General features: G+C 49.6%; 22 protein-coding genes. 18 read left to right on the top strand and 4 right to left on the bottom strand.

Translation table 11 applies throughout. From position 1 onward, the window contains the following. The first annotated feature begins 400 nt into the window (after positions 1-400). Genes GYMC10_RS17870 through GYMC10_RS17850 form a run of 5 tightly spaced genes read left to right on the top strand, consistent with a single transcriptional unit; the run spans position 401 to position 5016 of the window. Positions 401-943: a MarR family winged helix-turn-helix transcriptional regulator gene (locus tag GYMC10_RS17870; protein WP_015735821.1), complete on the top strand. Its 543-nt coding sequence runs from the start codon at positions 401-403 to the stop codon at positions 941-943. A gap of 27 nt (positions 944-970) precedes the next feature. Continuing rightward, positions 971-2425, top strand: a complete 1455-nt coding sequence (locus tag GYMC10_RS17865) for an aryl-sulfate sulfotransferase (RefSeq protein ID WP_015735820.1) — start codon at positions 971-973, stop codon at positions 2423-2425. Then, positions 2418-3428, top strand: a complete 1011-nt coding sequence (locus GYMC10_RS17860) for an ABC transporter substrate-binding protein (protein WP_015735819.1) — start codon at positions 2418-2420, stop codon at positions 3426-3428. Before GYMC10_RS17865 ends, GYMC10_RS17860 begins: the two co-directional genes overlap by 8 nt. Before the next feature lie 13 nt (positions 3429-3441). After that, entirely contained in the window at positions 3442-4224 is a 783-nt protein-coding gene (locus GYMC10_RS17855) for an ABC transporter ATP-binding protein (RefSeq protein ID WP_015735818.1), read from the top strand. Between the two features lie 15 nt (positions 4225-4239). Next, positions 4240-5016, top strand: a complete 777-nt coding sequence (locus tag GYMC10_RS17850) for an ABC transporter permease (RefSeq protein WP_015735817.1) — start codon at positions 4240-4242, stop codon at positions 5014-5016. Between the two features lie 78 nt (positions 5017-5094). Here GYMC10_RS17850 and GYMC10_RS17845 read toward each other — a convergent pair whose 3' ends face one another. Beyond that, complete coding sequence (locus GYMC10_RS17845) at positions 5095-5652, bottom strand: helix-turn-helix domain-containing protein (RefSeq protein ID WP_041622013.1); 558 nt, start codon at positions 5650-5652, stop codon at positions 5095-5097. A gap of 128 nt (positions 5653-5780) precedes the next feature. Here GYMC10_RS17845 and GYMC10_RS17840 point away from each other — a divergent pair, with 128 nt between their 5' ends. Then, a complete protein-coding gene (locus tag GYMC10_RS17840) occupies positions 5781-6374 on the top strand; it encodes a LysE family transporter (RefSeq protein WP_015735815.1) in 594 nt (197 codons plus the stop codon). Positions 6375-6456: 82 nt separating this feature from the next. On the opposite strand, the gene GYMC10_RS17835 is transcribed toward GYMC10_RS17840, so the two are convergent. Further along, entirely contained in the window at positions 6457-7389 is a 933-nt protein-coding gene (locus GYMC10_RS17835; protein ID WP_015735814.1) for an L-lactate dehydrogenase, read from the bottom strand. A gap of 257 nt (positions 7390-7646) precedes the next feature. Further along, the gene (locus GYMC10_RS17830; protein WP_015735813.1) at positions 7647-8255 is read right to left on the bottom strand and encodes a thioredoxin family protein; all 609 of its coding nucleotides are present in this window, start codon (positions 8253-8255) and stop codon (positions 7647-7649) included. A gap of 173 nt (positions 8256-8428) precedes the next feature. Here GYMC10_RS17830 and GYMC10_RS17825 point away from each other — a divergent pair, with 173 nt between their 5' ends. The 7 genes from GYMC10_RS17825 (at position 8429) to GYMC10_RS17795 (ending at position 15550) form a co-directional block, all read left to right on the top strand. Next, positions 8429-9853: a PLP-dependent aminotransferase family protein gene (locus tag GYMC10_RS17825; RefSeq protein WP_015735812.1), complete on the top strand. Its 1425-nt coding sequence runs from the start codon at positions 8429-8431 to the stop codon at positions 9851-9853. Between the two features lie 108 nt (positions 9854-9961). Then, a complete protein-coding gene (locus GYMC10_RS17820; protein WP_015735811.1) occupies positions 9962-10837 on the top strand; it encodes an arylamine N-acetyltransferase family protein in 876 nt (291 codons plus the stop codon). Positions 10838-11011: 174 nt separating this feature from the next. After that, a complete protein-coding gene (csaA, locus tag GYMC10_RS17815; protein WP_015735810.1) occupies positions 11012-11341 on the top strand; it encodes a chaperone CsaA in 330 nt (109 codons plus the stop codon). A 126-nt stretch (positions 11342-11467) separates the two neighbouring features. Continuing rightward, a complete protein-coding gene (locus GYMC10_RS31635; protein ID WP_015735809.1) occupies positions 11468-12841 on the top strand; it encodes a PD40 domain-containing protein in 1374 nt (457 codons plus the stop codon). A gap of 112 nt (positions 12842-12953) precedes the next feature. Then, the gene (hprK, locus tag GYMC10_RS17805) at positions 12954-13871 is read left to right on the top strand and encodes an HPr(Ser) kinase/phosphatase (RefSeq protein WP_015735808.1); all 918 of its coding nucleotides are present in this window, start codon (positions 12954-12956) and stop codon (positions 13869-13871) included. A gap of 61 nt (positions 13872-13932) precedes the next feature. After that, the gene (locus GYMC10_RS17800; protein ID WP_015735807.1) at positions 13933-14586 is read left to right on the top strand and encodes a M48 family metallopeptidase; all 654 of its coding nucleotides are present in this window, start codon (positions 13933-13935) and stop codon (positions 14584-14586) included. 271 nt (positions 14587-14857) lie between these two features. Next, positions 14858-15550, top strand: a complete 693-nt coding sequence (locus tag GYMC10_RS17795) for an aspartate/glutamate racemase family protein (protein WP_015735806.1) — start codon at positions 14858-14860, stop codon at positions 15548-15550. A 31-nt stretch (positions 15551-15581) separates the two neighbouring features. On the opposite strand, the gene GYMC10_RS17790 is transcribed toward GYMC10_RS17795, so the two are convergent. Continuing rightward, positions 15582-16928, bottom strand: a complete 1347-nt coding sequence (locus tag GYMC10_RS17790) for an FAD-binding oxidoreductase (protein ID WP_015735805.1) — start codon at positions 16926-16928, stop codon at positions 15582-15584. Between the two features lie 250 nt (positions 16929-17178). Between GYMC10_RS17790 and GYMC10_RS17785 the strand changes: the two genes are divergently transcribed. The 5 genes from GYMC10_RS17785 (at position 17179) to GYMC10_RS17765 (ending at position 23304) form a co-directional block, all read left to right on the top strand. After that, positions 17179-18024: a hypothetical protein gene (locus tag GYMC10_RS17785; RefSeq protein ID WP_015735804.1), complete on the top strand. Its 846-nt coding sequence runs from the start codon at positions 17179-17181 to the stop codon at positions 18022-18024. Positions 18025-18332: 308 nt separating this feature from the next. Next, on the top strand, positions 18333-19823 hold the full coding sequence (locus tag GYMC10_RS17780) for an arylsulfatase (RefSeq protein WP_015735803.1): 1491 nt from the start codon (positions 18333-18335) through the stop codon (positions 19821-19823). Between the two features lie 42 nt (positions 19824-19865). Further along, positions 19866-20687 carry a GNAT family N-acetyltransferase gene (locus tag GYMC10_RS17775; protein WP_015735802.1) on the top strand — a complete coding sequence of 274 codons (822 nt, stop codon included), beginning with the start codon at positions 19866-19868 and terminating at the stop codon, positions 20685-20687. 150 nt (positions 20688-20837) lie between these two features. After that, positions 20838-21779 (top strand): copper amine oxidase N-terminal domain-containing protein, encoded by a 942-nt coding sequence (locus tag GYMC10_RS17770; RefSeq protein WP_015735801.1) that lies wholly within the window; start codon positions 20838-20840, stop codon positions 21777-21779. A gap of 217 nt (positions 21780-21996) precedes the next feature. After that, positions 21997-23304, top strand: a complete 1308-nt coding sequence (locus GYMC10_RS17765) for an ABC transporter substrate-binding protein (RefSeq protein ID WP_015735800.1) — start codon at positions 21997-21999, stop codon at positions 23302-23304. Positions 23305-23316 lie beyond the last annotated feature (12 nt).

Raw genomic sequence — 23316 nt, 5'->3', positions numbered from 1 at the left:
TTCTGAATCGACATGCAGCCTATTCTTGCATCCTCTTCGAGACCTATCGACAAAGAAGAGGAACAACCTTTATGCAATATCAATATGCTTGGCTTTGGAGAAACCTGCATCTAGTGCGGGGTTTTGTTTTGATGGTTTAAATATATATTTAATTCCTACTTGACAGGTGGTATTAATTGGTTTAATCTAGCCACAAGCAAATTCATTCAGTCCTCATTAAATGATCATTCATTATCTTAGTATTGAACGATATATCAGCCGATTGGTCTACCAAAGGCTCCTGTTTACTCGATTTCGTTATTTTAACGGAAGGGGAAATGGGAGCCTTTCTGTATTTTCCGGACATCGTTACGGATTATGGCTTGGAGTCTGAGGCTATCGTTCCACAGGAAGGAGCGGCATGGAAGAAGCGGATTGGGCATTAATGGAAGAGGCGGATTGGCATTTTCGCAAAATGGTGCGGAGATTTGTCAAGGAGCGTGACAAAATCTCGATAGAAGGCGTATCGCTGCCAGGTTTGTTGATCCTGAACACCATATTGCGGGATGGGGAGCAGAAGCTTGGGGAGCTTGCGGAACAGCTCGATTTTACGTCCGGAGCGGTAACGGCCTTGTGCGATAAACTTGAGGCTTGCGGGTTCGCGGTGAGAAGACGGAGCGAGAGCGATCGGAGATCGATTGTGCTGGACATCACGGATGCTGGAAGAGAAATGGTGAAGCGTAACGAATACATAGGCGGGCGTTCGATCGAACGAATATTCGGAATATTCTCGCATGAGGAGCTGCGGGATCTGATCCATTATTTTGAACGGTTGAACGATCATCTGGAGGGCTTCTCGGATTTCGTGCTTCGGCCGCCCCGCCCATCTTTCGATACGCCGGCAGCAATTGATCAAAGCAATCCAGGCTCACTGAAACGCTCGAACAAATTCATTTCTTACTAAAATTCATATCAGAAAGGAAGTTGAACGATGGGACATCCAACGATTTATCCAACGGGTACAACCGTATTTCAGCCGGGGAAGGCGTGGAGCGGCTACACGATTTATCAAGCCGCGGATACCGGCGCCCTCCTGATTGACATGAACGGCAGGGAGGTTCACTTATGGAAAGGGCTTCGGGGATTTCCGAACAAGCTCTTTCCCGGAGGTTATGTGCTTGGGAGCACCTCAGAGCGCGATCCGAAATACGGGTTTCAGGATGAAACCAATCTGGTACAGGTCGACTGGGAAGGCAATATCGTCTGGAAATTCGATCGTTATGAATACATAGAGGATCCGGGTCATCCGGCACAATGGATGGCTCGCCAGCATCATGATTACCAGCGTGAGGGCAATCCCGTCGGTTATTATATACCCGGGCAGGATCCGAAGGTAGATTCCGGCAATACGCTTATTCTTGCTCACAAAAATGTGAAGCGTCCCGAAATTTCCGACATCGAACTGTTGGACGATACGATCATCGAAGTGGATTGGGAAGGCAATGTCATTTGGGAATGGGCGGTTAGCGATCACTTTGATGAACTCGGTTTTGATGAGGACGCGAAGCTAGCGTTATCCCGTGATCCGAATACCCGCGGCTTCGGAGCCCATGCCGGCGATTGGATGCATATTAACTCGGTATCTGTGCTTGGTCCTAACCGGTTTTATGATGCGGGGGACGAACGCTTCCATCCCGATAATATCATCTGGGATGCACGGGAAACGAACATTATTGCCATCATCGATAAAAAAACCGGGAACATTGTCTGGAAGCTTGGCCCCGACTATTCCACGGAGGAAACGAAGCATATTGGCTGGATTATCGGCCAGCATCATGCTCACCTCATACCGAAGGGACTACCGGGCGAAGGCAATATTCTGATCTTCGACAACGGCGGCTGGGGCGGATACGGAAAGCCGAATCCGGAAGCGGCAGATGGCTTGAAAATAGCGCGGCGCGACCATTCGCGAATTCTGGAAATCAATCCCGTAACCTTAGAGATTGAATGGCAGTATACGCCCACGGAGGCCGGCTTTCAGGCTCCGCTGGACTCTTACCGCTTCTACAGTCCGTATATCAGCTCAGCACAGCGTCTGCCCAACGGCAACACCTTGATTACCGAAGGAGCCGACGGCCGAATATTCGAGGTGACAAGAGAATTTGAACTGGTATGGGAATATATATCGCCTTATAAAAATATCCGCAACTCCAATATGGTCTACCGCGCATACCGGGTTCCTTATGAATGGGTGCCACAGCTTGAATTGCCCATAGAGACCGAGATTGCTCCGCTTGATGTGGCAGATTACCGCCTGCCAGGTGCCGCACCGAGAGGTGCCGTTACGACCGTGGAAGTAGAAGGCACGATCTCCTATGGGGAGGGGGCGTTATGCGTGGCCAGGACCGATGAAATAACGCAGAAAGAAAGGGATCGCGATGCGTAGACCTTATTTGAAACGATGGCATGCTTGGTTTCTGATATCGACGCTGGCAATGAGTTTGCTTAGCGGATGCGGTAAGGCCAGCGGTGACAGTCAAGAGAGTAAATTTCAATTGAAAATCGCCGATATTTCCACGAATGCGGTGTTTCGTATAGCTAAGAGCAAGGGGATCTTCGACAAACACGGGATTGATGCCGAGCTGGTGAACTTCGCAACGCCGGCCGAAGGCGTGAACTCCTTGTTTATTAAGCAGGTGGATGTTGCATTTGGTGCAGACTTCCCACTCCTGAATGCTGTTAGCAAAGGCGATTACTCTATATTCGCCTCAACCGGAACAGCCACGGATTTGAGCGCAAGCGAATGGAAACTGTTCGTCCGTAAAGAGATCGCCAGCGCTGCCGATCTCAAGGGCAAGAAATTGAGTTTCTCCAGAGGCACATTCATTCCCTATCTGTGGGATGTTTATCTCGCCGATAACGGGGTTGCATTGTCGGATGTGGAGCTGATCGGGCAAGGAGGCTTCGACGAGGCCTACGTGGCGCTGAAAAAAGGCGAAATTGACGCCGCATGGGTATATGGAGCAGTGCTGAACGAAAAGTTCGGTGCCCTTGCCGAAGCCAGAGAGCTATCGGATATGTCGAAGACGCCGGTAAGGCTTGGCACCGGTTTGATCGCTTCAAATGAATTAATCAACAGCAACAAGGAAGGATTCGTAGCGTTTCTGAAAGCGCTGGATGAAGCGTCGGCTTATGCCCAAGCCCATCCGGAGGAAACAGCGGATATGATGTACGAAGAAGTCAAGCAGCCGAAGGAAGCGACCTTAAAGGATCTGCCGAAGAATCCATGGAGCATTGGATTTACGGACAAAGCCTATGCGGGATTGCGGGGACAGAAGGAATACATGGTCGCTAACGGTATCATCGAGAAGGATTTCGAGCTGAATGATAAATTGAATCTGGATTTGGTAAGAACAGCCTTCCCGGATCGAGTCATTGATTTGAAGTAAGGAGATGATGAAAATGAGAGCAGCGTCAAGGCAGAATGAAATCCATATTGAGCAGCTGAATAAAAGTTACACGCAGGCATCAGCATCGGCAGGCGGTTTACATTATATTATCCAGGACGTCAACCTGGCGGTTAAAGGCGGGGAGTTCTTCGTCCTGCTGGGACCGAGCGGGTGCGGGAAGTCGACGCTGCTCAGTCTGATCGCCGGCTTCGTCTCCAAGACATCAGGTCAAGTAAGGGTAGGGGAAAAGGAAGTGGAGCGCCCCGGCCAGGATCGTGCCGTCGTATTTCAGCAAGCCGACTCATCCTTGTTTCCGTGGTTGACGGTTAGGGAGAATGTGGAGTTCGGCCTCCGCATGAAACGGATGCCAGCTGAGAAGAGAAGGGAGATATCCGGCGAATTTATTGAGCTTGTGGGCCTTGCGGGACATGAAAGCAAATATCCGCGCGAACTGTCTGGCGGCATGAAACAACGGGTACAACTGGCACGGGTGTTGTCCAATGATCCCTCGATCCTGCTCATGGATGAACCGTTCGGCGCATTGGACGCGATGACAAGACGCACGATGCAAAGGGAATTGGTCCGCATATGGCAGGATACGGACAAAACCGTCATCTTCGTGACGCACGATATTCAGGAGGCACTTCTGCTGGGAGGACGCATCGGCATTATGTCTGCAGGACCTTCCTCGAGAATAACGGATATCTATGAGGTGCCGCTTGCATACCCGAGAGATTTGTCAGACCCGGCCTTCCATGCCCTGCACAACCAAATCCAATCGCATTTTGACGAGTAGTGAGGAGGCGTTCCCGTGAGCAATCATCTTAAAAAATGGTCCCTGCATATCCTGTTATGGATGGTAGGACTTGGCGTCTGGCATCTGCTGTCCCTTGCGTATGGCCCGGAAATTCTGCCCGGTCCCGTCTATACGGCAAAGGGCGGATACGAATTGTTGACGGACGGCACCTTGATTCAATATATCGGAATCAGTTCGTACCGCGTGCTGCTTGGCTGGACGTTTGGCAGTCTGCTGGCGATCCCGGTCGGAATCATGATTGGGAAGGTCGGACCAATCCGTGTTTTCGCCGAGCCTTTCCTCAATTTCATTCGGTTCATTCCTCCGATTGCGTTCATAACCTTGTTTCTGGTCTGGTTCGGCATCGGGGAGACATCGAAGATCATGCTTATTCTGTATGCAACCTTCTTCATCGTGGTCTTGAATACGCTGACGGGCGTTCTATCCGTTGAGGAGGATAAGATCCGCTCCGCCCGCAGCATGGGGGCGTCCGAATGGCAGATTGTGCTGCATGTCGTCATTCCTGCAACCGTCCCTTTCATGTTCACCGGCATTCGGCTTGCCATGGGAACCTCGTTCATGGCGATTATCGGGGCCGAGATGATTGCATCCAATGAAGGCGTTGGTTATCTTATATGGAATTCACGATTGTTCTTCCGTACAGATTGGATATTTGTCGGCTTGATCTGCCTGGGGTTAATGGGGTTCCTGACAGACCGGGCCGTGGGGCTGCTCGGCCGCAAGCTGCTGTCCCGGTATGGGGTGGTCAGCGCAAATTCGCTGCGTCGGTAAAACGTTAATAATACAACAGTTTCAAAACAGCAACGGCACCCTTCATGAAAAGGGTGCCGTTGCTGCTTAGCATCGACATCATGATCCGGAATAATGGATCACCATGCTTAACCGGTTCAGGGAATTACCCGAATTGTGATAGACATGTGGTTTGTCTGCCTTGAAGCGGATGGATTCACCTTGCTTTACCGTATATTCCTCATGATCGACACGAATGGTGACCTCACCATCGAAAACGGTAATAAACTCTTCCGTACCCTCGATATGGGCCTCTGCACTTAAATAACCGCCATGTTCCATTTCTAATGAATACATCTCGAAGCGCCGCCCGTCTTCATACGGGAAATACGGATAAATGCGAATGCGGCCGTTATCCTCAACCAGTGCCTGCACCTCTTCCCGTGATACTACGACGGTACCGGAATGCGGCTCATTGATCAACGACGAAAAAGAAAGCTTTAATCCGTTGGCAATCTTCCAGACGGTGGTTATGGAGGGGCTCGATTCCCCGCGTTCAATCTGACCCAGCATCGTCTTGCTGATGCCGGTCATTTCCGCGACTTTATCCAAACTCAGCTTTCTCTGCTCCCTGAGTATCTTTAAATTGTTCGCCAATATCAAATTGATGGGCTTCAAATGTTGGTTCACCTCTATACTGTACATATTGTACGTTATAACATACATACTGTATAATGATAACGCACGGTCGCTATAACGACCGATTACAATCACTATAACATACAAACAAGAAAGGAGTTAAGAGCTTGTTTATCCTTCCGCTGTTGACCTATGCCATTGTAGCTTCATTTACGCCCGGTCCCAACAACATTATTTCGATGACCAACGCACGAAGTTACGGTTTTCGAGCAACGATGCGCTTTATCGGCGGGGTTGCAGCCGGGTGTTTGATCATTATGCTGCTGTCCAGCTACTTCAACTTGGCAATGTATCAATACATCCCGAAGATTCGATCGGTTATGAATATGATCGGTTTCCTGTATATGATTTATCTTGCCGTAAAAATCATGCGAAGCAGGCCGCAGGGGGATGCAGATGATAAGCCAGGCGGATTTAACAGCTTTACGTTCGGATTCATATTTCAATTCATGAATCCGAAGGTCATTTTATACGGGATTACGGCCGTATCGACCTTCGTGATGCCAATCGCAGCAACCCATGTGCAGCTGTTATTATTCTCGATACTGCTCACCATCGTTGGCATTTGCGCCAATATGACCTGGGCGCTATGCGGTTCGCTGTTCCAGAACCTGTTGTCCCGATATGAACGTACGTTCAATGTATTGATGGGACTGCTTCTGATATACAGCGCATTCTCAATTTATGCAGCGAATGGATAGCAAGCGGGCCTCGTCGTGCACGGATGCCATGCTAAATAAAACAAGGCTTTCCGGAACGTTCATCCGGAAAGCCTTGTTTGGGTTATTCGAAGATTTTGGAAATCTGTTCTTTCAGTTTGTTAGCGGAAGCATGGAATTGGGTCAATTCCTCGTCGTTAAACTCAAGGCTGAGAATTTCCCGCACGCCGGTGCGGTCAACCACGCAAGGCACCCCTAGATATACGTCGGACACGCCATGGTAGTCTGTAAGCAGCGTGGACACATTGAGAACGGAACCCTCGTTTTGCAAAATGGAGACGATGATCCGGTCAAGCGCCAATGCGATAGCATAGGAAGTGGAGCCTTTGGCGTTGATGATTTCATATGCGGCGTTCTTGGTACGATCAAAGATATCTTCTCTTTCATCGTCCGTCAGATCGATCCCGATACCGGCAATGTTGGCGATGCTCCAGAGCGGCAGCTCGGAATCGCCGTGTTCGCCGACGATATGGGCGTGAATGCTGCGCGGATTGATGCCTTTGTTTTGCCCGATCAAATAACGGAAGCGGGCGCTGTCGAGCAGGGTACCGGAACCGATTACCCGATTAACCGGGAAGCCGCTCTTTTTCAATGTGACGTAAGACAGAATATCAACCGGATTCGTAGCCACGAGAATGATGCCGTGATCGTTGTATTTCACGATATTTTGAATAATATCGTCAAATATGGCCGTATTCCGCTTCAATAAATCAATTCGCGTCTCGCCCGGTCTTTGGTTGGAGCCTGCGGCAATGACAATGATGTCTGCATCCTTGCAATCGCTGTAATCTCCAGCCCAAAGTTTCACCCCGCCGGCAAAAGGGAGGCCGTGGTTCATATCCAAGGCTTCGCCAAGAGCCTTGTCATGGTTGGCATCGATCAATACCAGTTCAGATACTCTTTCCCGCAAGAATAAGGTGTACGCAGTCGTTGCTCCTACAGCGCCTGTACCGATGATCACGACGCGGGACGGGCGCTGAGCTTCATTTTTTGTCATCCATGTTTCTCTCCCTTGCACTCAGTTAATGAAGTCCTATACATGGAAAGCTTCTAATTACTTACCCTAATAAGCCGTTGTATACACAACAACTCCATTAGGCGCTTTCGATAGTAATGATAACATATTCAGGAAGATTTAAGCAGTGGAAGTGTGAGTTAAGTTACGTTCATGCTCACTTTAGAAGGTTTTGATCGCACGTTACCTTGTATATGTCCTAGATGTCGAAGTCGAACCGCAGTCAGTGCGATTCCATTTCATGCGAATGAAGTAAACCGCTCCTTTAGCTCCTGAAGCATGACCTTCCGGTAATCGTTCCCGTCATGGTAGAGTTCACCGATCCTTGTGTAGACCTGATCCAATTGTTCCTGATATGAATCGGCTTGTTTATCAGCGTGTTTTCTTTTGAACTCGTCCATGACGTTTTGGATGTATGCCGGTCGTGCGCCCCATTGTCCAAGAACCGCGCCGGTTGCCGCATTAAGGAAGAGAGCGATCGGTTGAGCGCGGCCACCGCCCGTAAGAAAGAGATCCATCGTTTCCAGATGCTCTTCCATGATGAGCACTTCGGTCGGTATGCGGCTGTATTCCATTACCCGGAACAAGACGGGAACATTCCAGATCACATCCGGACACCAATCCGTACAGAGGATAAGGCAGTGCAGTTGGCCACGCTCGTTACGTTCAGCGAAGAACCGTTGAATTTCTGGGTCGTCCCATTGAAAGCGGTCATAGACTTGCCTAAACTGTTCCTTGGTATTGGGGATGCTGCTCAGTTTCATTTCCCGGCGCTTCATGCCCTCCATAAATTGACGGGGGGATATGCCTTGCCCTATTTTGTGCCGAAGATGGATAGGCGTTGTCATTGGCTCATTCGTCCTTTCGTACTGAACAGGTAGTTTTAGTGTACATTCAGCCTATAGCTAGCTTAGAATATATTTGACCACATAGAAATGGTCACTTTGGAGCTGTTTATGCAAGTCAGATTGAATGGAATGTGGGTCGTGAATTTATATTAAAAAGCCTGAGGTGGTCCATTATGTTTGATATCCTTTTACCCGAGCAAAGCGAGTTTCCGTTATACCAGCAATTATACCTTCAACTTCGTGAGGGTATCCGAAACGGCGCTATTCCCGACGGACAACGATTGCCATCCGTGCGATCCCTCCAGCTTCAGCTTAATATAAGCAAGACGCCGATCGAGACGGCTTATCAGATGCTGACGGCAGAAGGGTATGTGATCAGCAAACCGAGGTCGGGGCTATACGTCATGAATCCCTACAAGGAATTCTCATACTCCCAACAGCATCAACAGCCGCCCTCCATGACCACGATGCCAGTTATTCGTTCCCATGCGCATACCAATCCCAATGTCATCGATTTCAATCCAACCCGATTAGATCAAGCTGCCTTCCCTGTACGAATTTGGAATAAAATGCTCAAGGAAGCGCTGGACCACCATTTATGCGAGATCGGAGGGTATGGGGATCCACAAGGCGAATACGCCCTTCGGCGCGTGGTTTCCGAATATCTGCGGAATTCCAGAGGGGTCAATTCAACGCCGGATCAAATAGTTATCGGTGCCGGAACGGCATATAGCATAGGTCTCCTCTCCAGGATGCTGAAAGGGATGAAGCATGTTGCCGTTGAGGAACCGGGTTACAGCCTGGTACGGGATCAATTTCAGCTGAATGGCTGCGAGATTCTTCCGATATCGCTTGGCGATAAGGGGATCTCGCTTGACCGATTGGAGCAAAGTCATGCAGAGCTCGTGTACGTAACGCCTTCTCACCAGTTCCCGACAGGAAGCATTATGCCGTATCCGGAGCGGGAACGATTGCTGGAGTGGGCGAATGCTAAACATGCATACATCATCGAGGATGATTACGACGGCGAGTTTCGCTACCAGGGCAAGCCGATTGCTTCGCTGCAAGGATTGGACGATAAAGGACGGGTGATTTACGCCGGCACCTTCTCGAAAGTGCTCACCCCCGCACTGCGAATGAACTATCTGGTTCTTCCACAGGCACTGCAGCATCAGTTGACCCAAATGCAGCAGGAGGTGTTTTTTGCTCCATCGCGTGTGGAGCAGTGGGCGATGACCGCTTTTTTCGAACAGGGGCATTGGTTTCGCCATATTCGCAAAGTTCGTAACCTGTACAAGAAAAGACATCATCGGTTAATCGAGCTAATCGAGGCTCATCTTGGCAAGTATGTTGAAATTACCGGTCAGAATGCCGGGCTTCACCTTCAACTGCTCGTCAAAAAAGAAGCTACCTCGGAGGAATTGATTCAGGAGGCTGCGAAAGCCGGCGTGAAAGTATACGACTTGCGGAAGACGTGGATAAATCAGCGTCAAGACGCTGGACAGTACCCGAGGATCTACTTGGGATTTGCCAGCTTGAATGCGTCCGAAATGGAAACGGGCATTCGGCTGCTGCAAAAAGCCTGGAACATGAACTAACCACTCGGGAACCCTCCTGTCTTTTATAACACCAACAAACTGACCATTCCATGCAGGTCAATTTGTTGGTTATGATAAGCTAAAACAGGAGAAGGAGAGCAGGTATTTATGATCACGCATAGCGAGGTAAAGGCGTATTTGAACCGATTAGGCATATCCGAAATCAAGGCTCCGACAAAGGAATATTTATTCGAGCTGCATCAAGCGCACGTGGCAAGAATTCCTTGGCAGACCCTGGATATTTTTGCCGGGAAACCGACTCCCTTGGATATCCAAAATTCGGTACAACTGCTGATCCATCAACGAAGCGGTTATTGTTTTCATTTGAATGGAGCTTTTACCGCTCTTCTTCGAGCCTTGGGGTATGCGGTTAGTTGGCATAAGGCCGGCGTACAACCGTTAGGACAAGAGCCACGGATTAACGGCTTCCATCTTGGGTTAACGGTCAGCCTCATGAACGAAGATCTTGGGGAAGAAGAGTCTTGGCTTGTCGACGTCGGTCTCGGGGATATGCCATGGGAGCCGATCCCATTGAAATTCGGGAAATATGAACAGGGGCCGTTCACGTATGTGCTTGAGCCGTCCGCCATAACGGATCAGGGCTGGCGGTTGATTCATGATCCCCAATATTCCTATGTAGGGGTAGATTATGCGCCTGAGGTTGTAAGCAGCTTGGAATTATTTAAAACAAATCATGATTTTTACAGCCGATCGCCGGAATCCACATGGATGGATCTATTGGTTGTCAGGCAGCGGCACGATGTGGGCATGAACGAGCTCAAAGGCTGCATTTGGAGAAAATGGAACGGCAGCATGCTGGACACCGTAGAGGTCTCGTCGAAATCGGAGTGGTTCGAGATCCTGGCGGACGTATTTTACGAGCCGCTCGTCATCTACTCCACTTTAGAACGGGATCAGATTTGGGCAAAGGTGTGCAAGCAGCATCAGAATTGGCTGAGGCTTGTGGAAGATCAACGATCTTAGAGGGGCCAGTCCGGCATCTCGTGTGACACCTAAGCTGATCTCCTTCGTCAAAGAACGTTCTAAACCAATCTGTCTCTTGAATGCCTGCAACCCCAGGTGGTAAGATGGTACTTAAATTTCATGTCGCGAAGCACATGAACATGTTCCATAACCTACCTGTAAGGAGTTAAATGCATGGCAACCATCGATGATTTTACCAAGCTGGATATTCGCGTCGGGACGGTCGTGGAAGCAGAGCCCTTCCCGGAAGCGCGCGTTCCCGCCATTAAAATGAAGATTGATTTCGGCCCGCTCGGGATCAAGCGTACAAGTGCACAGATTACGAAACGGTATGACGCGGATAGCGTTGTAGGAAACCAAGTCGTGGCCATCGTCAATTTCCCGCCTAGACGCATTGCCGGCTATCAATCTGAGGTGCTTGTGCTCGGCGGCGTACCGGAGCAGGGGGACGTGGTGCTTCTGAAGCCGGATTTCGATCTGCCGAATGGAACGCCCATCGCTTAAGCTTATTCCATTTACCGACCCAGGCTTCGGTTTTATGGTGAAGCTCTGCTCATAATTGCGTTCCGGGACGGTCGCCTAACCGTTCTTCTTTGAATATATCTGAAGTATCAGATGATTCAAGAGAGGATGTTGGCCTTGCAAACTGTTTCTCATGGTATCGTTCCAGAGTGGATTGCCTACACATCGAACCGCGGCGGATCGTTCGACATATGGCTGTACCGCCCTCAGGACGGTTTTGATTTTCAACTTACTCAAGGGCTCGGCGCGGAATTTTCGGTTCCCTATTGGTCGCCCGACCGGAGGAGTATCGCATTCATCGGTATCGGCCATGTGGTCCATGTGCTGGATACCGTATCGTTCACTGTAGCCAGAATTGATCAGATCGAACCGTACACGCTGCTGGACTGGTCTCCCGATAGCCGGTCTTTGGCGTATGTCAAGAATGATCGGATCGTCATTTATGATACGGCCTCTCATCGTAGCTATTCCATCCCGGAGACCGGAGCAACGGACGCCCAGTGGTTCCCTTCGGGCATGGAGCTTCTATTTGCGTCTCCTGATTCTGGCGGGGTTACGCAGCTCTACCGCATTCGGACCGATGGCACGGAACGGAGACAAATCACACATCTAACGGACGGTCCGCTCCACGACGTTCGGATTTCCCCGGATGGAACCTTCGCGTTGTATACATCCCCTGGAGCAAGCATCTCCATGATTTCGACGGTGGATTTGGCAAACGGCACCATCTATGCATTGGAAGGCGGCCCACTCGCGAAAAACTATTTTCCCGTGTGGTCTCCTGATTCTAAAAGCATCGCTTACAGCGCAACAGCCTACAGCGAGCCAAATTACTATTCGCTCATCCAGATTGACAGCCGTACCGGTCAGGATCAAAGGACGGTTGCAGTTTCCAACTGTTTCGCCACACCCGTCGATTGGTCGCCGGACGGTGCCCAAATCGCCTATTTGTCCGGGTGCACTGCTGAAGAATTCGCTAGTCAGCTTTGGATCGTCGATATCAGGGAACAGATACCGATGCACGTCGTTAGCGGAGGCAGGATTACTGCCTTGCAGTGGTCCCCAGGTGGCAGGAAGGTTCCGAAAAGCATGTTCACAAGCCTTGTATACCGGGTGTCCTTCCCGTATCCCGCAAATTGGCGGCCGGTCAGTGAAGAGCGATACGAGGGCTTCGACGGTTTCTTCCAGGTATCCGCGATTTCGTCTGGCGACCGGATTGCCGATGTATGCAGCTCCGAAGCTTTTCATCCATTAATGCCTTACGGTTCTTCTCCAAGGATTGTCCCTGCTATGATACAAAATCAAGAAGCGTGCTTCATTTATCCGTCAGCTGACCAGCCAACGGAGATGAATAACCAAGCAGCCCTTATTGTGAGATATCCGAGCCCTGTCCAAATTGGGGATATGTTCTACGCTTATTTCATCTTGTGGGCAGACGTTAACCATATCGGTCAAATCGGCGCGAGGCTGTCGTTCATCTAGCGTTTGAGCAATGAGTTGCAGGAAAGTACCCCTCGGCCGTTGAATATATCCGAATGCTGCAATAATGATCAGGCCTTTTCAGGAACACTTATAGCCGCAGGAGGAGAACAACATGAAGTCGATCACCGTTCAAAGTCTTACGGAGTTATTTCATTTGGAAGTGCTTGCAGGCGCCAATCGCATGGATCGAATGATTACCCGTGCGCAGACGCACAGACCGGGTCTGGAGTTTGTCGGGTATTTCGATTTTTTCCCGATGGAGCGAGTGCAGGTGCTCGGCCGTAAAGAGATTAATTATTTATTGACGCTTAGCATAGAAGAACGCAAACTGCATATCGGGAATATCGTCAAATATCACCCGCCGTGCTTTATTGTCACCTCAGGACAGCAGGAGATCCCTTATCTGACTCTATTCTGCAATCAGGAAGGAATCCCGTTATTGCGGACAACCGAGACGACAACGGAGTTTATTGCCAAGTTGAACAGTTATTTGGTGAAGACGCTGGCTCCGGAGATATCGATCCATGCGGTATGCGTGAATGTATCCGGCATTGGAATCCTGCTCCGGGGCAAATCCGGCATTGGCAAAAGCGAAACGGCCCACACCCTTATCCGGCGGGGCCACCGGTTTGTGGCGGACGATATCGTGGTGCTAAAAAAGCTAGGCCCTTCGACTCTTCTTGGAACGCATAATGAGACAACCCGAGAGTTTCTCGCGCTGCGAAGCATCGGGTTGATCAATGTGGTGCGTCAATACGGGCGCACGGCTTTTCAAGATGAGACACGAATCGTGCTCGACATTGAATTGGTGCCTTGGCGTGAAAATTCCCTAAACAACGAGCTGGAGGCCGTGCCTCAATTTACGGAATATCTAGGCATCCAAATTCCTCATATCGAGGTTCAGCTACAGCCGGGGCGCGACGTAGCAAGTCTGATCGAGGCGGCGGCCAACAATTGGTATCTTAAACAACTCGGCTACAGTGCGGCCGAAGACTTTATGAAACGAATCGAAAACGAGATGCAATCGTGAGGCTTAAACGACTTTCCGCCATCTGATAATAAAAAACTTACGGAAACGATGTTGGTGATAGATGAAAATCCAAGTAGGAGAACTACAAATCGAATGTCATGTAGAATATGGCCCACGCAAAAAGCTTTCGATCCATGTCCACCCATCGGGTCTGATCACGGTGAAGGCACCGAATCGTACAAGCGATGAGACGGTGATCAACGCCGTAAGGCGGCATGGGAGCAAAATCGTGAAGCAATTGCATGCGATCGAGGCAGCCCGAACGGCTCCGAAGGTCAAGGCATACGAGGATGAAGGCAAATTCCTTCATCTTGGGCAGTATTATTCGCTGCATGAGTTAATCGAAACGGACGGGCGAACGGAAGAGGAGCTTCAACGGGATCTGAAGAAATTTTACTTCGTAAGCTGCAAGAAGGTGATCGCGGAACGAATCCGAATTTATCAGAAGCAGCTGAAAGTCACGCCGAGATCCTTCATCATCGAGGAGTCCAAAACGAAATGGGGCAGCTGCAGCTCGGCGAAGCATCTCACTTTCAACTATCGCCTCGCGATGGCGCCCATCGAGGTCATTGATTATGTGGTCATTCATGAACTCTGTCATCTCTTGCATATGAATCATGACCGATCTTTCTGGCGATGCGTCGGCAGCGTGATGAAGGACTACAAAGCTAAGGAAGCCTTCCTCGCGAAATATGGACATGCCATGACTTTGTAATGCATTGATTATGAGTCATAGAGAGAGTTAAGACACTGCCTGATTTGGGCAGTGTCCTTTTTTTGAATGGATGCTGATCGGCTGATCTGATTCCATGATCCACTGGGAGCGTGGGCGCCAGGGCAGCTGCTCACCATGATAAACGGATTCCTGACATTCGGCACGACGGCCATCTTGTCGACCAGTTATGCCGGCTGCTGCTTGCGTTGATCATAACATCTGTTTACATTAGAGTAATGACACGGAAAAATTGAATCTTACGGAGGCAATGATGAAAACAATTGGACTCATCGGAGGCATGAGCTGGGAGAGCACCGTGATGTACTATCAGATTATAAATGAGGTCGTAAAGGAACAACGGGGTGGGCTGCATTCCGCAAAAATTTTGCTATACAGCGTGGACTTCCAAGAAATCGAAGAATGCCAGGCCGTTGGGAATTGGAACAAGAGCGCTGAAATTTTAGGAGATGTTGCCGTAAACCTTGAAAGGGGAGGTGCGGATTTTATCGTTATCTGCACCAATACGATGCATAAGGTTGCTCCGATCATTCAGCAAAGAATCCAGATTCCCATTATTCATATTGCAGATGCCACTTCGAAGAAGCTGATAGAAAGCGGTATAGATCACGTAGCTTTGCTTGGAACCAAATACACGCTGACTGAGGATTTCTACAAGGAAAGATTGATTGCAGCCGGCATACATGTGCTGATTCCTGATGAAGATGACATACAACTTATCAACCATATCATTTACGACGAATTGTGCTTGGGTATTATTTCTCAACAATCCAAGAACGAATATTTGCGTGTGATCAACCAATTACAGAAGCAAGGTGCCCAGGGAGTCATACTCGGCTGTACAGAGATTAGTCTTCTTATTAAACAGGAAGATACGAATATCCCTGTTTTTGATACGACTCAGATTCATGGAACAACAGCAGCCCTGTTTGCACTTGAAAAATAATCATGGATGTTTATTGTTGTAGGATCTGTGCTTATCGGGCAGGGGGAATGCTTTGAGGATTGTTAAATACGTTTTCCGGGTCGTATTTCGCCTTCACTTTCCGCAATCTTGGATAGTTCGTGCCATAATACACCGGCCCGGAATTTTTAATCCCTTGGTCTGGTACGTTGATGTAGGAACCCACGATATAAGGCTGCAGTTTCCGGCGCGTATTGCGAGTTAAGGCGATGTTTTTAGCGGCATCGGAAGGCTGGATCCAAGAAGTATTCCATTCTACATAAAATTTTGCTTTACGCCAGAAGAAGGCGGTTGCTTTAGGAGATATACGGCTTACGGCTCCGCCCCAATTGAGGAAGAAGAATCCCGCGGTAGAATTTGCCTCCGCTTTCTCTAAAAATTCGCGCATGTACTTAATTGCTTTATCAGGGAACGGCCGCCTGCCGAAACCGCTGGAGAATTGGTTGCTGAATTTTTGAGTAAGCACTGGATCAGGAGGCAGTAAGAAGTTGACAGCTTCGGTGTAAGGCAACTGCCGGATGGTTTTCATTGTCGGTGTGCCGACGCTCGTGAGCGGGCTTAAGAGGCGGATTGCCTCTGTTTTCGGCCCGAGGAACAGCCCTTCCATGGAAACATTGCCGCCTTTTTTCGGACCAATGCTTAATTCGCTGCCGAGTCTGGTATCGACGGAAGGAGCCCATAGCTGCCAAGCCTTTAATACCTTTTCAAATTGATTCCAAGGCCAGGTGATACGATACACGGTTGCGCTTTCCGGAGCACGGCGTACGTTGAATTTATATTTGGTGTAAATGCCGAAGTTGCCGCCGCCACCGCCGCGGGATGCCCACAGAAGGTCTGCGTTTTGTTTTTTATTAGCCTTGATCACGTTACCTTTGGCATCCACCATTTCCAGACTGATCAGGTTATCGCTGATGAGGCCAATGGTACGCTGCAGCGGTCCTATGCCCCCACCGAGCGTAATTCCTCCGATCCCGACCGTAGGGCTGTCGCCAAAGGGGGCTATGAATCCTTGCCTTGCAAGCGTGTTTGCAATTCTCCCCACTCTGTTGCCGGTCTCGACAATCACGGTGCCATTTTTTTTATTCAGCTTAATTTTGTTCATCTCACTGACATCGATGACAATGCCTCCGTTTACCTGTGAAAGATTGGTTTCCAACGCATGTCTTCCGCTTCTTGGACGAATGGGGACACGATTCTCACGAGCCCATTTGATAGCGTTTGCCACATCTTTGGTCTTTCGAGCGAAAACAAACACTTTGGGAAATTTGTTCGTATGGGGATCCCAATTCTTACGAGCCGAATCGTAACCTGGATCTCCTCGGAAAATAACCCTTCCGGTCAGTTTCGTTTGTGATTTCACCAACAACAGCTCCTAATCCGTTGAATTTATGCTAACGATAATCATGGAATGCGGTACGGCACCATACATCATATGGTGAGCAACAGCCCATGGTATAGGCTAATAACTCATTGAATGAAAACATCCGAATTTACTGGCCATGACAATTAGAAAAAGCTGCATTGTTCGTTTCGTTCGATGTATAATGTTCATATGGGTTCATATAAATCGATTTGAGTTCATTATATGTCTTGAACAAGGAGAGAAGGATATGCCAAGCATCAAAATTGAGTTGCTGAATCATGAACAGAACGTGAGGGTGGAGGGTGACCGTCATTCGCAATCCTCCCATGACCGCGTGATGGAGCGGGAAGGCGAGGATTTCACTTACCTGGCTTGTCAACAGCTGGAGTACGCCGCCGGCGACAAATTTAGAATTACGACGGAGCACCCGAATCGGTATTTGGTGGTACAGTTGGATGAGGCACTCTTTCCGTCCCTGGTATATGTCAAGGGCACCAGCTGGGAATACGAAGTTCCATTGTCGTACAAGCAAGCCTATCCAGAGAAGGCATTTACGGGGACAAAACATTATGTTTCGGTACGCTATGCGACGGAGAGCGAAATTACCCAATATCGGAATTTGGCATGGAATACCCATGACCAGAAGCATGATTCCAACGCTTATCCGCATGCTCACGCAAACGTAGAAACCAGAAATGATCCTACCTTCTTTGCGCGCAATGCGATCGACGGCATTTATGCCAACTGCAATCATGGCTCGTATCCGTATCAATCCTGGGGAATTAACCAGCAGGCGGATGCGGAGCTGACGCTGGATTTCGGGCGAATGGTTGAGCTTGACCGGATCGGTCTTGTTTTACGGGGGGATTTTCCTCATGACAGCTGGTGGAAGGAAGTCACGATTGCATTCTCCGACGGTTCAACGGAGCAGCTGTATCCCGTGAAAAGCCGAAGCATCCAGTATTTTGAGATCCAGCCCCGCAAAGTGGAATGGTTGGTGCTCAAACGATTGATCAAAGGCGATGAGGCGCTTTTTCCGGCATTAACGCAGCTTGAAGCCTATGGCAAAAACGTAGACGTAACGGAGAAGTAAAGCAGAGTAAGGATTGGTGGATTCATAACTGTTGTAATTCATCCGGGGACGTTACGGATAATCGCAGAGTGAGGAAAGGGTTAGGCCTGATTGTCAGATGGGATGCAGATCCGTCTGCAATCAGGTCTTTTAATGTTTTTGCGAAACAAATAGCTGCAGATTGCCGTATTAAACAGATTAGGAAACGGGGATCGGGAGATTCCGTCGTATGTATGGGAGAATCGCAGCTTCTAAAGGAAGCAATTGACAACCCTCGGCAACAAGGTATGATCAAATAGATATCAGTATCATGCCGAGGAGGGAATATGATGAATTCGACTCAACGCCAGGGAAGGCCGAATGTGCTGCTCATTACGGTCGATCAGATGCGCTTTGATTGCCTTAGCATAGCAGGTCACCCTGTGGTGGAAACGCCCAATCTGGACGAGCTCGCAAGGAGCGGTGTAAGGTTTAGCCGTGCGTATTCTGCCACACCCACCTGCGTACCTGCAAGAGCGGCGATCTTCACCGGCCAATCCCAACGCGCTCACGGCCGCGTCGGCTATCAAGACTGCGTCCCGTGGAATTACAAGGAGACGCTGCCGGGGGAATTGGCCAAAGCCGGTTATCACACGCAGTGTATCGGTAAAATGCATGTTTACCCTGCACGCAATCTGCTGGGGTTCCACAACGTAATGCTTCACGATGGTTACTTGCATCACAACCGCAATAACCACGGCATTCCGATGTTGGAGCATTACGATCAAGTTGACGATTACTTGCAGTGGCTGCGAGAAAGGGTGCCGGGCGCCGATATGACCGATCTTGGTCTGGACTGCAATTCATCAACCGTCGCTCGTCCTTGGCATTTGGCGGAAATGCAGCATCCAACGAACTGGGTGGTAACGCAGTCGATTGATTTTTTGCGGCGACGGGATCCCGCGAAGCCGTTCTTCCTGTGGATGTCATTCGTCAGGCCGCATCCTCCGTTCGACCCTCCGCAGGCCTACTTGGATCTGTATGAGGATGCCGAAATTCCGGAGCCTCCGGTTGGCGATTGGGCGGAGACGGAGGATCCGGATCTGTCCGGGTACTCCCCTATAACGGGGAGGGGACTGGTCCCGAAACGCCGCCTGCGTAAAGCGATGGCTGCCTATTACGCCCTGATCACGCATATCGATCACCAAATCGGACGTTTTTTGCAATCATTGAACGAATATGGGGAGCTAGGCAACACGGTGATCCTGTTTACTTCCGATCATGGCGAGCTGCTGGGGGACCATCATTTATTCCGAAAGTCTCTTCCGTACGAAGGCAGCACCCGCGTGCCGTTTATCGTCAGCGATCCCGGCAACCGTTTAGGCCTGCAGAGCGGTATGGTTTCAGATCATGTCGTGGAAATGCGGGATATCATGCCCTCGCTGCTGGAAGCGGCCGGCGTGCCTATACCGGAAACGGTCGAAGGCGAGAGCATCTGGAGACTAGCGTCAGCAGGAAGGGACGGGGGAAGCAAGCCGGCTTGGCGTCCCCATCTTCATGGAGAGCACGCTCAAGGGATTCAGTCCAATCATTGGGTTACCGACGGAAAGGAGAAATACATCTGGTTCTCCCAAACAGGCAAGGAGCAGTTCTTCGATCTGGTTGATGATCCCAATGAGCTGCACAACGCGATCGGGGACGAAGATCGGCAGGAACGAATCCGGGATTGGCGTTCGGTCCTCATTCGAGAGCTTGAAGGACGCGAAGAGGGTTATACGGATGGCCAACAGCTGATCACCGGCCGGAAGCCGGTAGCCGTATTATCCCATATTTTGAAATAGCACGAGACCGTAAATTACATTCAGAACCGATTAGGAGATAACATGCTAACGACACAACAGCTAAAAGACATTGAACAATTGCAAAGCGAGTGCGAGCTTCATGACCATGTCCAATTAAAGCTGAATTGGGAAATGCTCAGAGAACGCAACACGGAGAATCTGGATTTTTTTCATTACGAGGAAAACGAACTTGTAGCGTTTCTAGGGCTATATCCTTTTGGCTCGACCGTCGAAATATGCGGCATGGTAAAGCCTGCCGAACGACGAAAGGGGCATTTCCAGCGATTGTTTCATCTCGGAATGGAACAGGTAAAACTCGCCGGATACAAGAAAATCTTGTTGAACGCGCCAGCGGGATCCGATGCGGCAAAGGCATTTTTGCATCAACTAGGTGCGGAGCATGCTTTCTCGGAGCATCAAATGACGTGGCAGGAAATGCCGCTTGAGGATTCGGACGGTATTCTGCTGAGGCAGGCAACATTGGAAGATTATGAAACAAGCGTGCGCTTATCCGTGGAAGCATTCGGATTGGACGAAGAAGATGCAAGAGCGATGGAGAGCCATCATTTTGCTGATAATACGGGTATGTTCATGATTGACGTAAACGAAGAAACGGTCGGGAAGCTTCGAGTCAGCCGCGAAGAGGGGCAGGCGTGGATCTATGGTTTCTCCATATTGCCGGAGTATCAAGGCCGGGGAATAGGCAGAAAAGCGTTGCGACGAATCGTGAAGGAACAGAGCTCAGCCGGATACTCGGTGCACTTGGAAGTCGAAACGAAAAACGACCATGCGCTGAGGTTATACGAGTCGGTTGGATTTCAAGCCGTGCATGCACAAGATTATTATCAATATGAATGCAGATGATAACAAAATATATGTGCAAGAAAAGTCGCCATCATGGCGGCTTTTTGATTTTCACGGCATCATTCAAATTTTTCGATGATCTGTTGAAGTCTATTTTCTCTGCCGATAAAGAATGGAGCATGCATATTTGATCATTCAGGAGGAATTATCATGAAAAAAACTGTCATCCTGCTAACCAGCGCGGCCCTGATGTTTGCGACCGCCGCAGGCACGATCTCAGCCAAACCAAGCAACACGCCCCCCGGCAAGACAAGTAACGCGGCATCGCCAAAGGGACCAAAAGAAAAAGAAACTCGTAATGACAAGCAGCAAACCGAGGAAGTCGATTCCTCTGATAAGTCCAGCAAAGAAGAGGACCAAGTTCAGGAATCCACAACGCCGGAAACAGAGAAAACAAACGACCCTTCCACCGATAAAGTCGATTCCAAGAACAAAGGACACAAAGGATACAAAGGTTTGCTAAATGCCATTCAAAACGTTGAGGATAAACCGGCAGGCGCCGTTCTAGCCAATATTTTGCTTACCGAATATGCGGCCGAGTTAACGGACGAGCAACAAAAACAACTTGAGGCCATTATTGAAAAGGACAAGGCGTTAGAAGCGGCAGCGGACATGCTCGAAACAAACGGCAGCGTGACTGAAGCCGTGTATTTGCAAGAAGAAGCCATCAAAGCCAATTTTAAAAACCTGGATCTTTACAAAACCATGGGAAAGCTCAGTGAAAAGGCGGGTAAAAAGAATGGGGTTAAGCTGTATGTGAACGGCGAAGCTTCGGACACCGAACCGTTTGTCAAAAAAGGCAATACATATGTTCCTTTTCGCGCCATAGCCGAGGCTTTGGAGGCTGAGGTTATATGGAATCCTGAAAAGCGTTCCATCACCGTCTCGAAGGACGGAGTGAGCATCCAACTCCTGGTTGGCAGTAAAACAGCGTCCGTCAATGGCAAGAAAATTTCGCTGGATGCCCCAGCTACCGTTACAAAGGGCAATACGTATGTGCCCATACGCTTTATAAGCGAGGCATTGAATGCTACCGTCAAGTGGGAATCGGAAAGTCAGACCGTCGTTGTCTATGAAGAGAAAGCAGAATAGGTGAATTTCTAAGCCGCTAATCGGAATGAGATCAGCGGCTTTTTTCTATTAATAGTCTTTGATAAAGAGGGCCATTTCGTCTGTCGTAATGCTGAATGAGAATTAGAGCCATGCATGAAAGGCTAAATATGTATACCATATGTTAAATTTTTTCAGTGTCTTCTCCATTGTAAACGCTTTAATATCGATTTATGACCGACTGACAGGAGGGGAAGTTATGAAGTTTGCAGGACGTTTCTGCATGGTGTTATGGATTGTCGTCATCATGGTGTCGGCAGCCGGATGCATGGCGGGGAGGAACGGGGCCGACAGCAGAATGTCGCACCAACCGGAACGCCCGTTTGACAATGTGCGGATTACCGCATATATGGCTAAAAATCCGGTTGCGGACATCCTTCGCGCCCATCTCCCCGAATTTGAGAAGCAGACGGGTATCAAGGTGGATTTTCAAGCGTTGACCAATGAGCAGCTCAGCCAAAAGATGTTCGTACAGATGACGGTAGGTAACGAAAGTCCCGATGTGTTCATGATCCGGCCGTTGGAAGAGCTAAGTCTGTATGAGAATAACGGCTGGTTAACGCCCTTGGAATCGTATGCCGTATCGGACCCGCGTTACGACTTCGCCGATTTCTCTTCAACGGCGCTGGAATCGGTAACGGTGAACGGGAAGCTGCTTGCCGTCCCGCTATCGACGGAGCAGCAGATTCTATACTATCGCAAGGACCTGCTAGAGAAAAAAGGGATCGAAGTCCCGCAGACCTTGGAAGAGCTGGAAGCAGCGGTTAAACAGGTGCATGATCCCGAGCATGGCATGTACGGATTTGTCGCTAGAGGGCAGCGAAGCGCTCTCGTAACCCAGCTATCGTCATTCGTTTACTCCGAGGGCGGGAATTTTCTAAGCGCAGATAAAGCGGCATTGAACACAAAGGAAACGCTCAAGGGGATTCAGCGGTACGTAAGGCTGCTCGGAAACTATGGACCGCCCGATGCGCTTAGTTACAGCTGGCCGCAATCCGCAGATCTCTTTGCGCAAGGAAAGGCGGTATTTTTCACCGATGCCAGCGCGATCTACTCCCTGCTAGCGCAATCGGGATTAGCTAAGGAGAAGATCGGTTATGCGCTCTTTCCGGCAGGTGATGCCGGTCGCAAGCCGTATAGCACCACTGCATGGGCCATTGGCATCAATGCGAATTCTGCCCGCAAGGATGCTGCCTGGGCATTCATCGAGTGGGCTTCGGGCAGGGACATGGTGCTGCAAGCCCAGAAGATCGGTAATCCGGGAGCGCGGAGTTCGCTGTGGCATGACAAGGAAGGAATCTCCGGCTTTCCGGATGAGCTGATTCCGGTGATCAATGAATCCATTCCGATCGGAATGAGCTACGACCGTCCAAAAGTCATTCACGTGAAGGAAGCACGGGACATTATCGGCGGTATCGTGGTGAAAGGAATTATCGGCGAAGATGTCGGAATTGCTGCCGAGTCGGCAAACGTTCAATTGCAAGAACTGATCGACAGCGAGAAGTAGAGCGAATCGCTC

The sequence above is a fragment of the Paenibacillus sp. Y412MC10 genome (genome assembly GCF_000024685.1).
Taxonomy (GTDB): Bacteria; Bacillota; Bacilli; order Paenibacillales; family Paenibacillaceae; genus Paenibacillus_AQ; species Paenibacillus_AQ lautus_A.
This window is presented reverse-complemented; position numbering and strand designations above follow the sequence as displayed.

Excerpts from the sequence above, each read along its gene's own strand:
- GYMC10_RS17795 (WP_015735806.1), top strand. The coding sequence starts at position 14,858 with ATGAAAACAATTGGACTCATCGGAGGCATGAGCTGGGAGAGCACCGTG.
- GYMC10_RS31635 (WP_015735809.1), top strand. The coding sequence starts at position 11,468 with ATGTTGGCCTTGCAAACTGTTTCTCATGGTATCGTTCCAGAGTGGATT.
- GYMC10_RS17785 (WP_015735804.1), top strand. The coding sequence starts at position 17,179 with ATGCCAAGCATCAAAATTGAGTTGCTGAATCATGAACAGAACGTGAGG.
- GYMC10_RS17830 (WP_015735813.1), bottom strand. The coding sequence starts at position 8,255 with ATGACAACGCCTATCCATCTTCGGCACAAAATAGGGCAAGGCATATCC.
- GYMC10_RS17825 (WP_015735812.1), top strand. The coding sequence starts at position 8,429 with ATGTTTGATATCCTTTTACCCGAGCAAAGCGAGTTTCCGTTATACCAG.
- GYMC10_RS17860 (WP_015735819.1), top strand. The coding sequence starts at position 2,418 with ATGCGTAGACCTTATTTGAAACGATGGCATGCTTGGTTTCTGATATCG.
- GYMC10_RS17835 (WP_015735814.1), bottom strand. The coding sequence starts at position 7,389 with ATGACAAAAAATGAAGCTCAGCGCCCGTCCCGCGTCGTGATCATCGGT.
- GYMC10_RS17770 (WP_015735801.1), top strand. The coding sequence starts at position 20,838 with ATGAAAAAAACTGTCATCCTGCTAACCAGCGCGGCCCTGATGTTTGCG.
- hprK (WP_015735808.1), top strand. The coding sequence starts at position 12,954 with ATGAAGTCGATCACCGTTCAAAGTCTTACGGAGTTATTTCATTTGGAA.
- GYMC10_RS17855 (WP_015735818.1), top strand. The coding sequence starts at position 3,442 with ATGAGAGCAGCGTCAAGGCAGAATGAAATCCATATTGAGCAGCTGAAT.
- GYMC10_RS17870 (WP_015735821.1), top strand. The coding sequence starts at position 401 with ATGGAAGAAGCGGATTGGGCATTAATGGAAGAGGCGGATTGGCATTTT.
- GYMC10_RS17765 (WP_015735800.1), top strand. The coding sequence starts at position 21,997 with ATGAAGTTTGCAGGACGTTTCTGCATGGTGTTATGGATTGTCGTCATC.
- GYMC10_RS17780 (WP_015735803.1), top strand. The coding sequence starts at position 18,333 with ATGAATTCGACTCAACGCCAGGGAAGGCCGAATGTGCTGCTCATTACG.
- GYMC10_RS17775 (WP_015735802.1), top strand. The coding sequence starts at position 19,866 with ATGCTAACGACACAACAGCTAAAAGACATTGAACAATTGCAAAGCGAG.
- GYMC10_RS17820 (WP_015735811.1), top strand. The coding sequence starts at position 9,962 with ATGATCACGCATAGCGAGGTAAAGGCGTATTTGAACCGATTAGGCATA.
- csaA (WP_015735810.1), top strand. The coding sequence starts at position 11,012 with ATGGCAACCATCGATGATTTTACCAAGCTGGATATTCGCGTCGGGACG.
- GYMC10_RS17865 (WP_015735820.1), top strand. The coding sequence starts at position 971 with ATGGGACATCCAACGATTTATCCAACGGGTACAACCGTATTTCAGCCG.
- GYMC10_RS17800 (WP_015735807.1), top strand. The coding sequence starts at position 13,933 with ATGAAAATCCAAGTAGGAGAACTACAAATCGAATGTCATGTAGAATAT.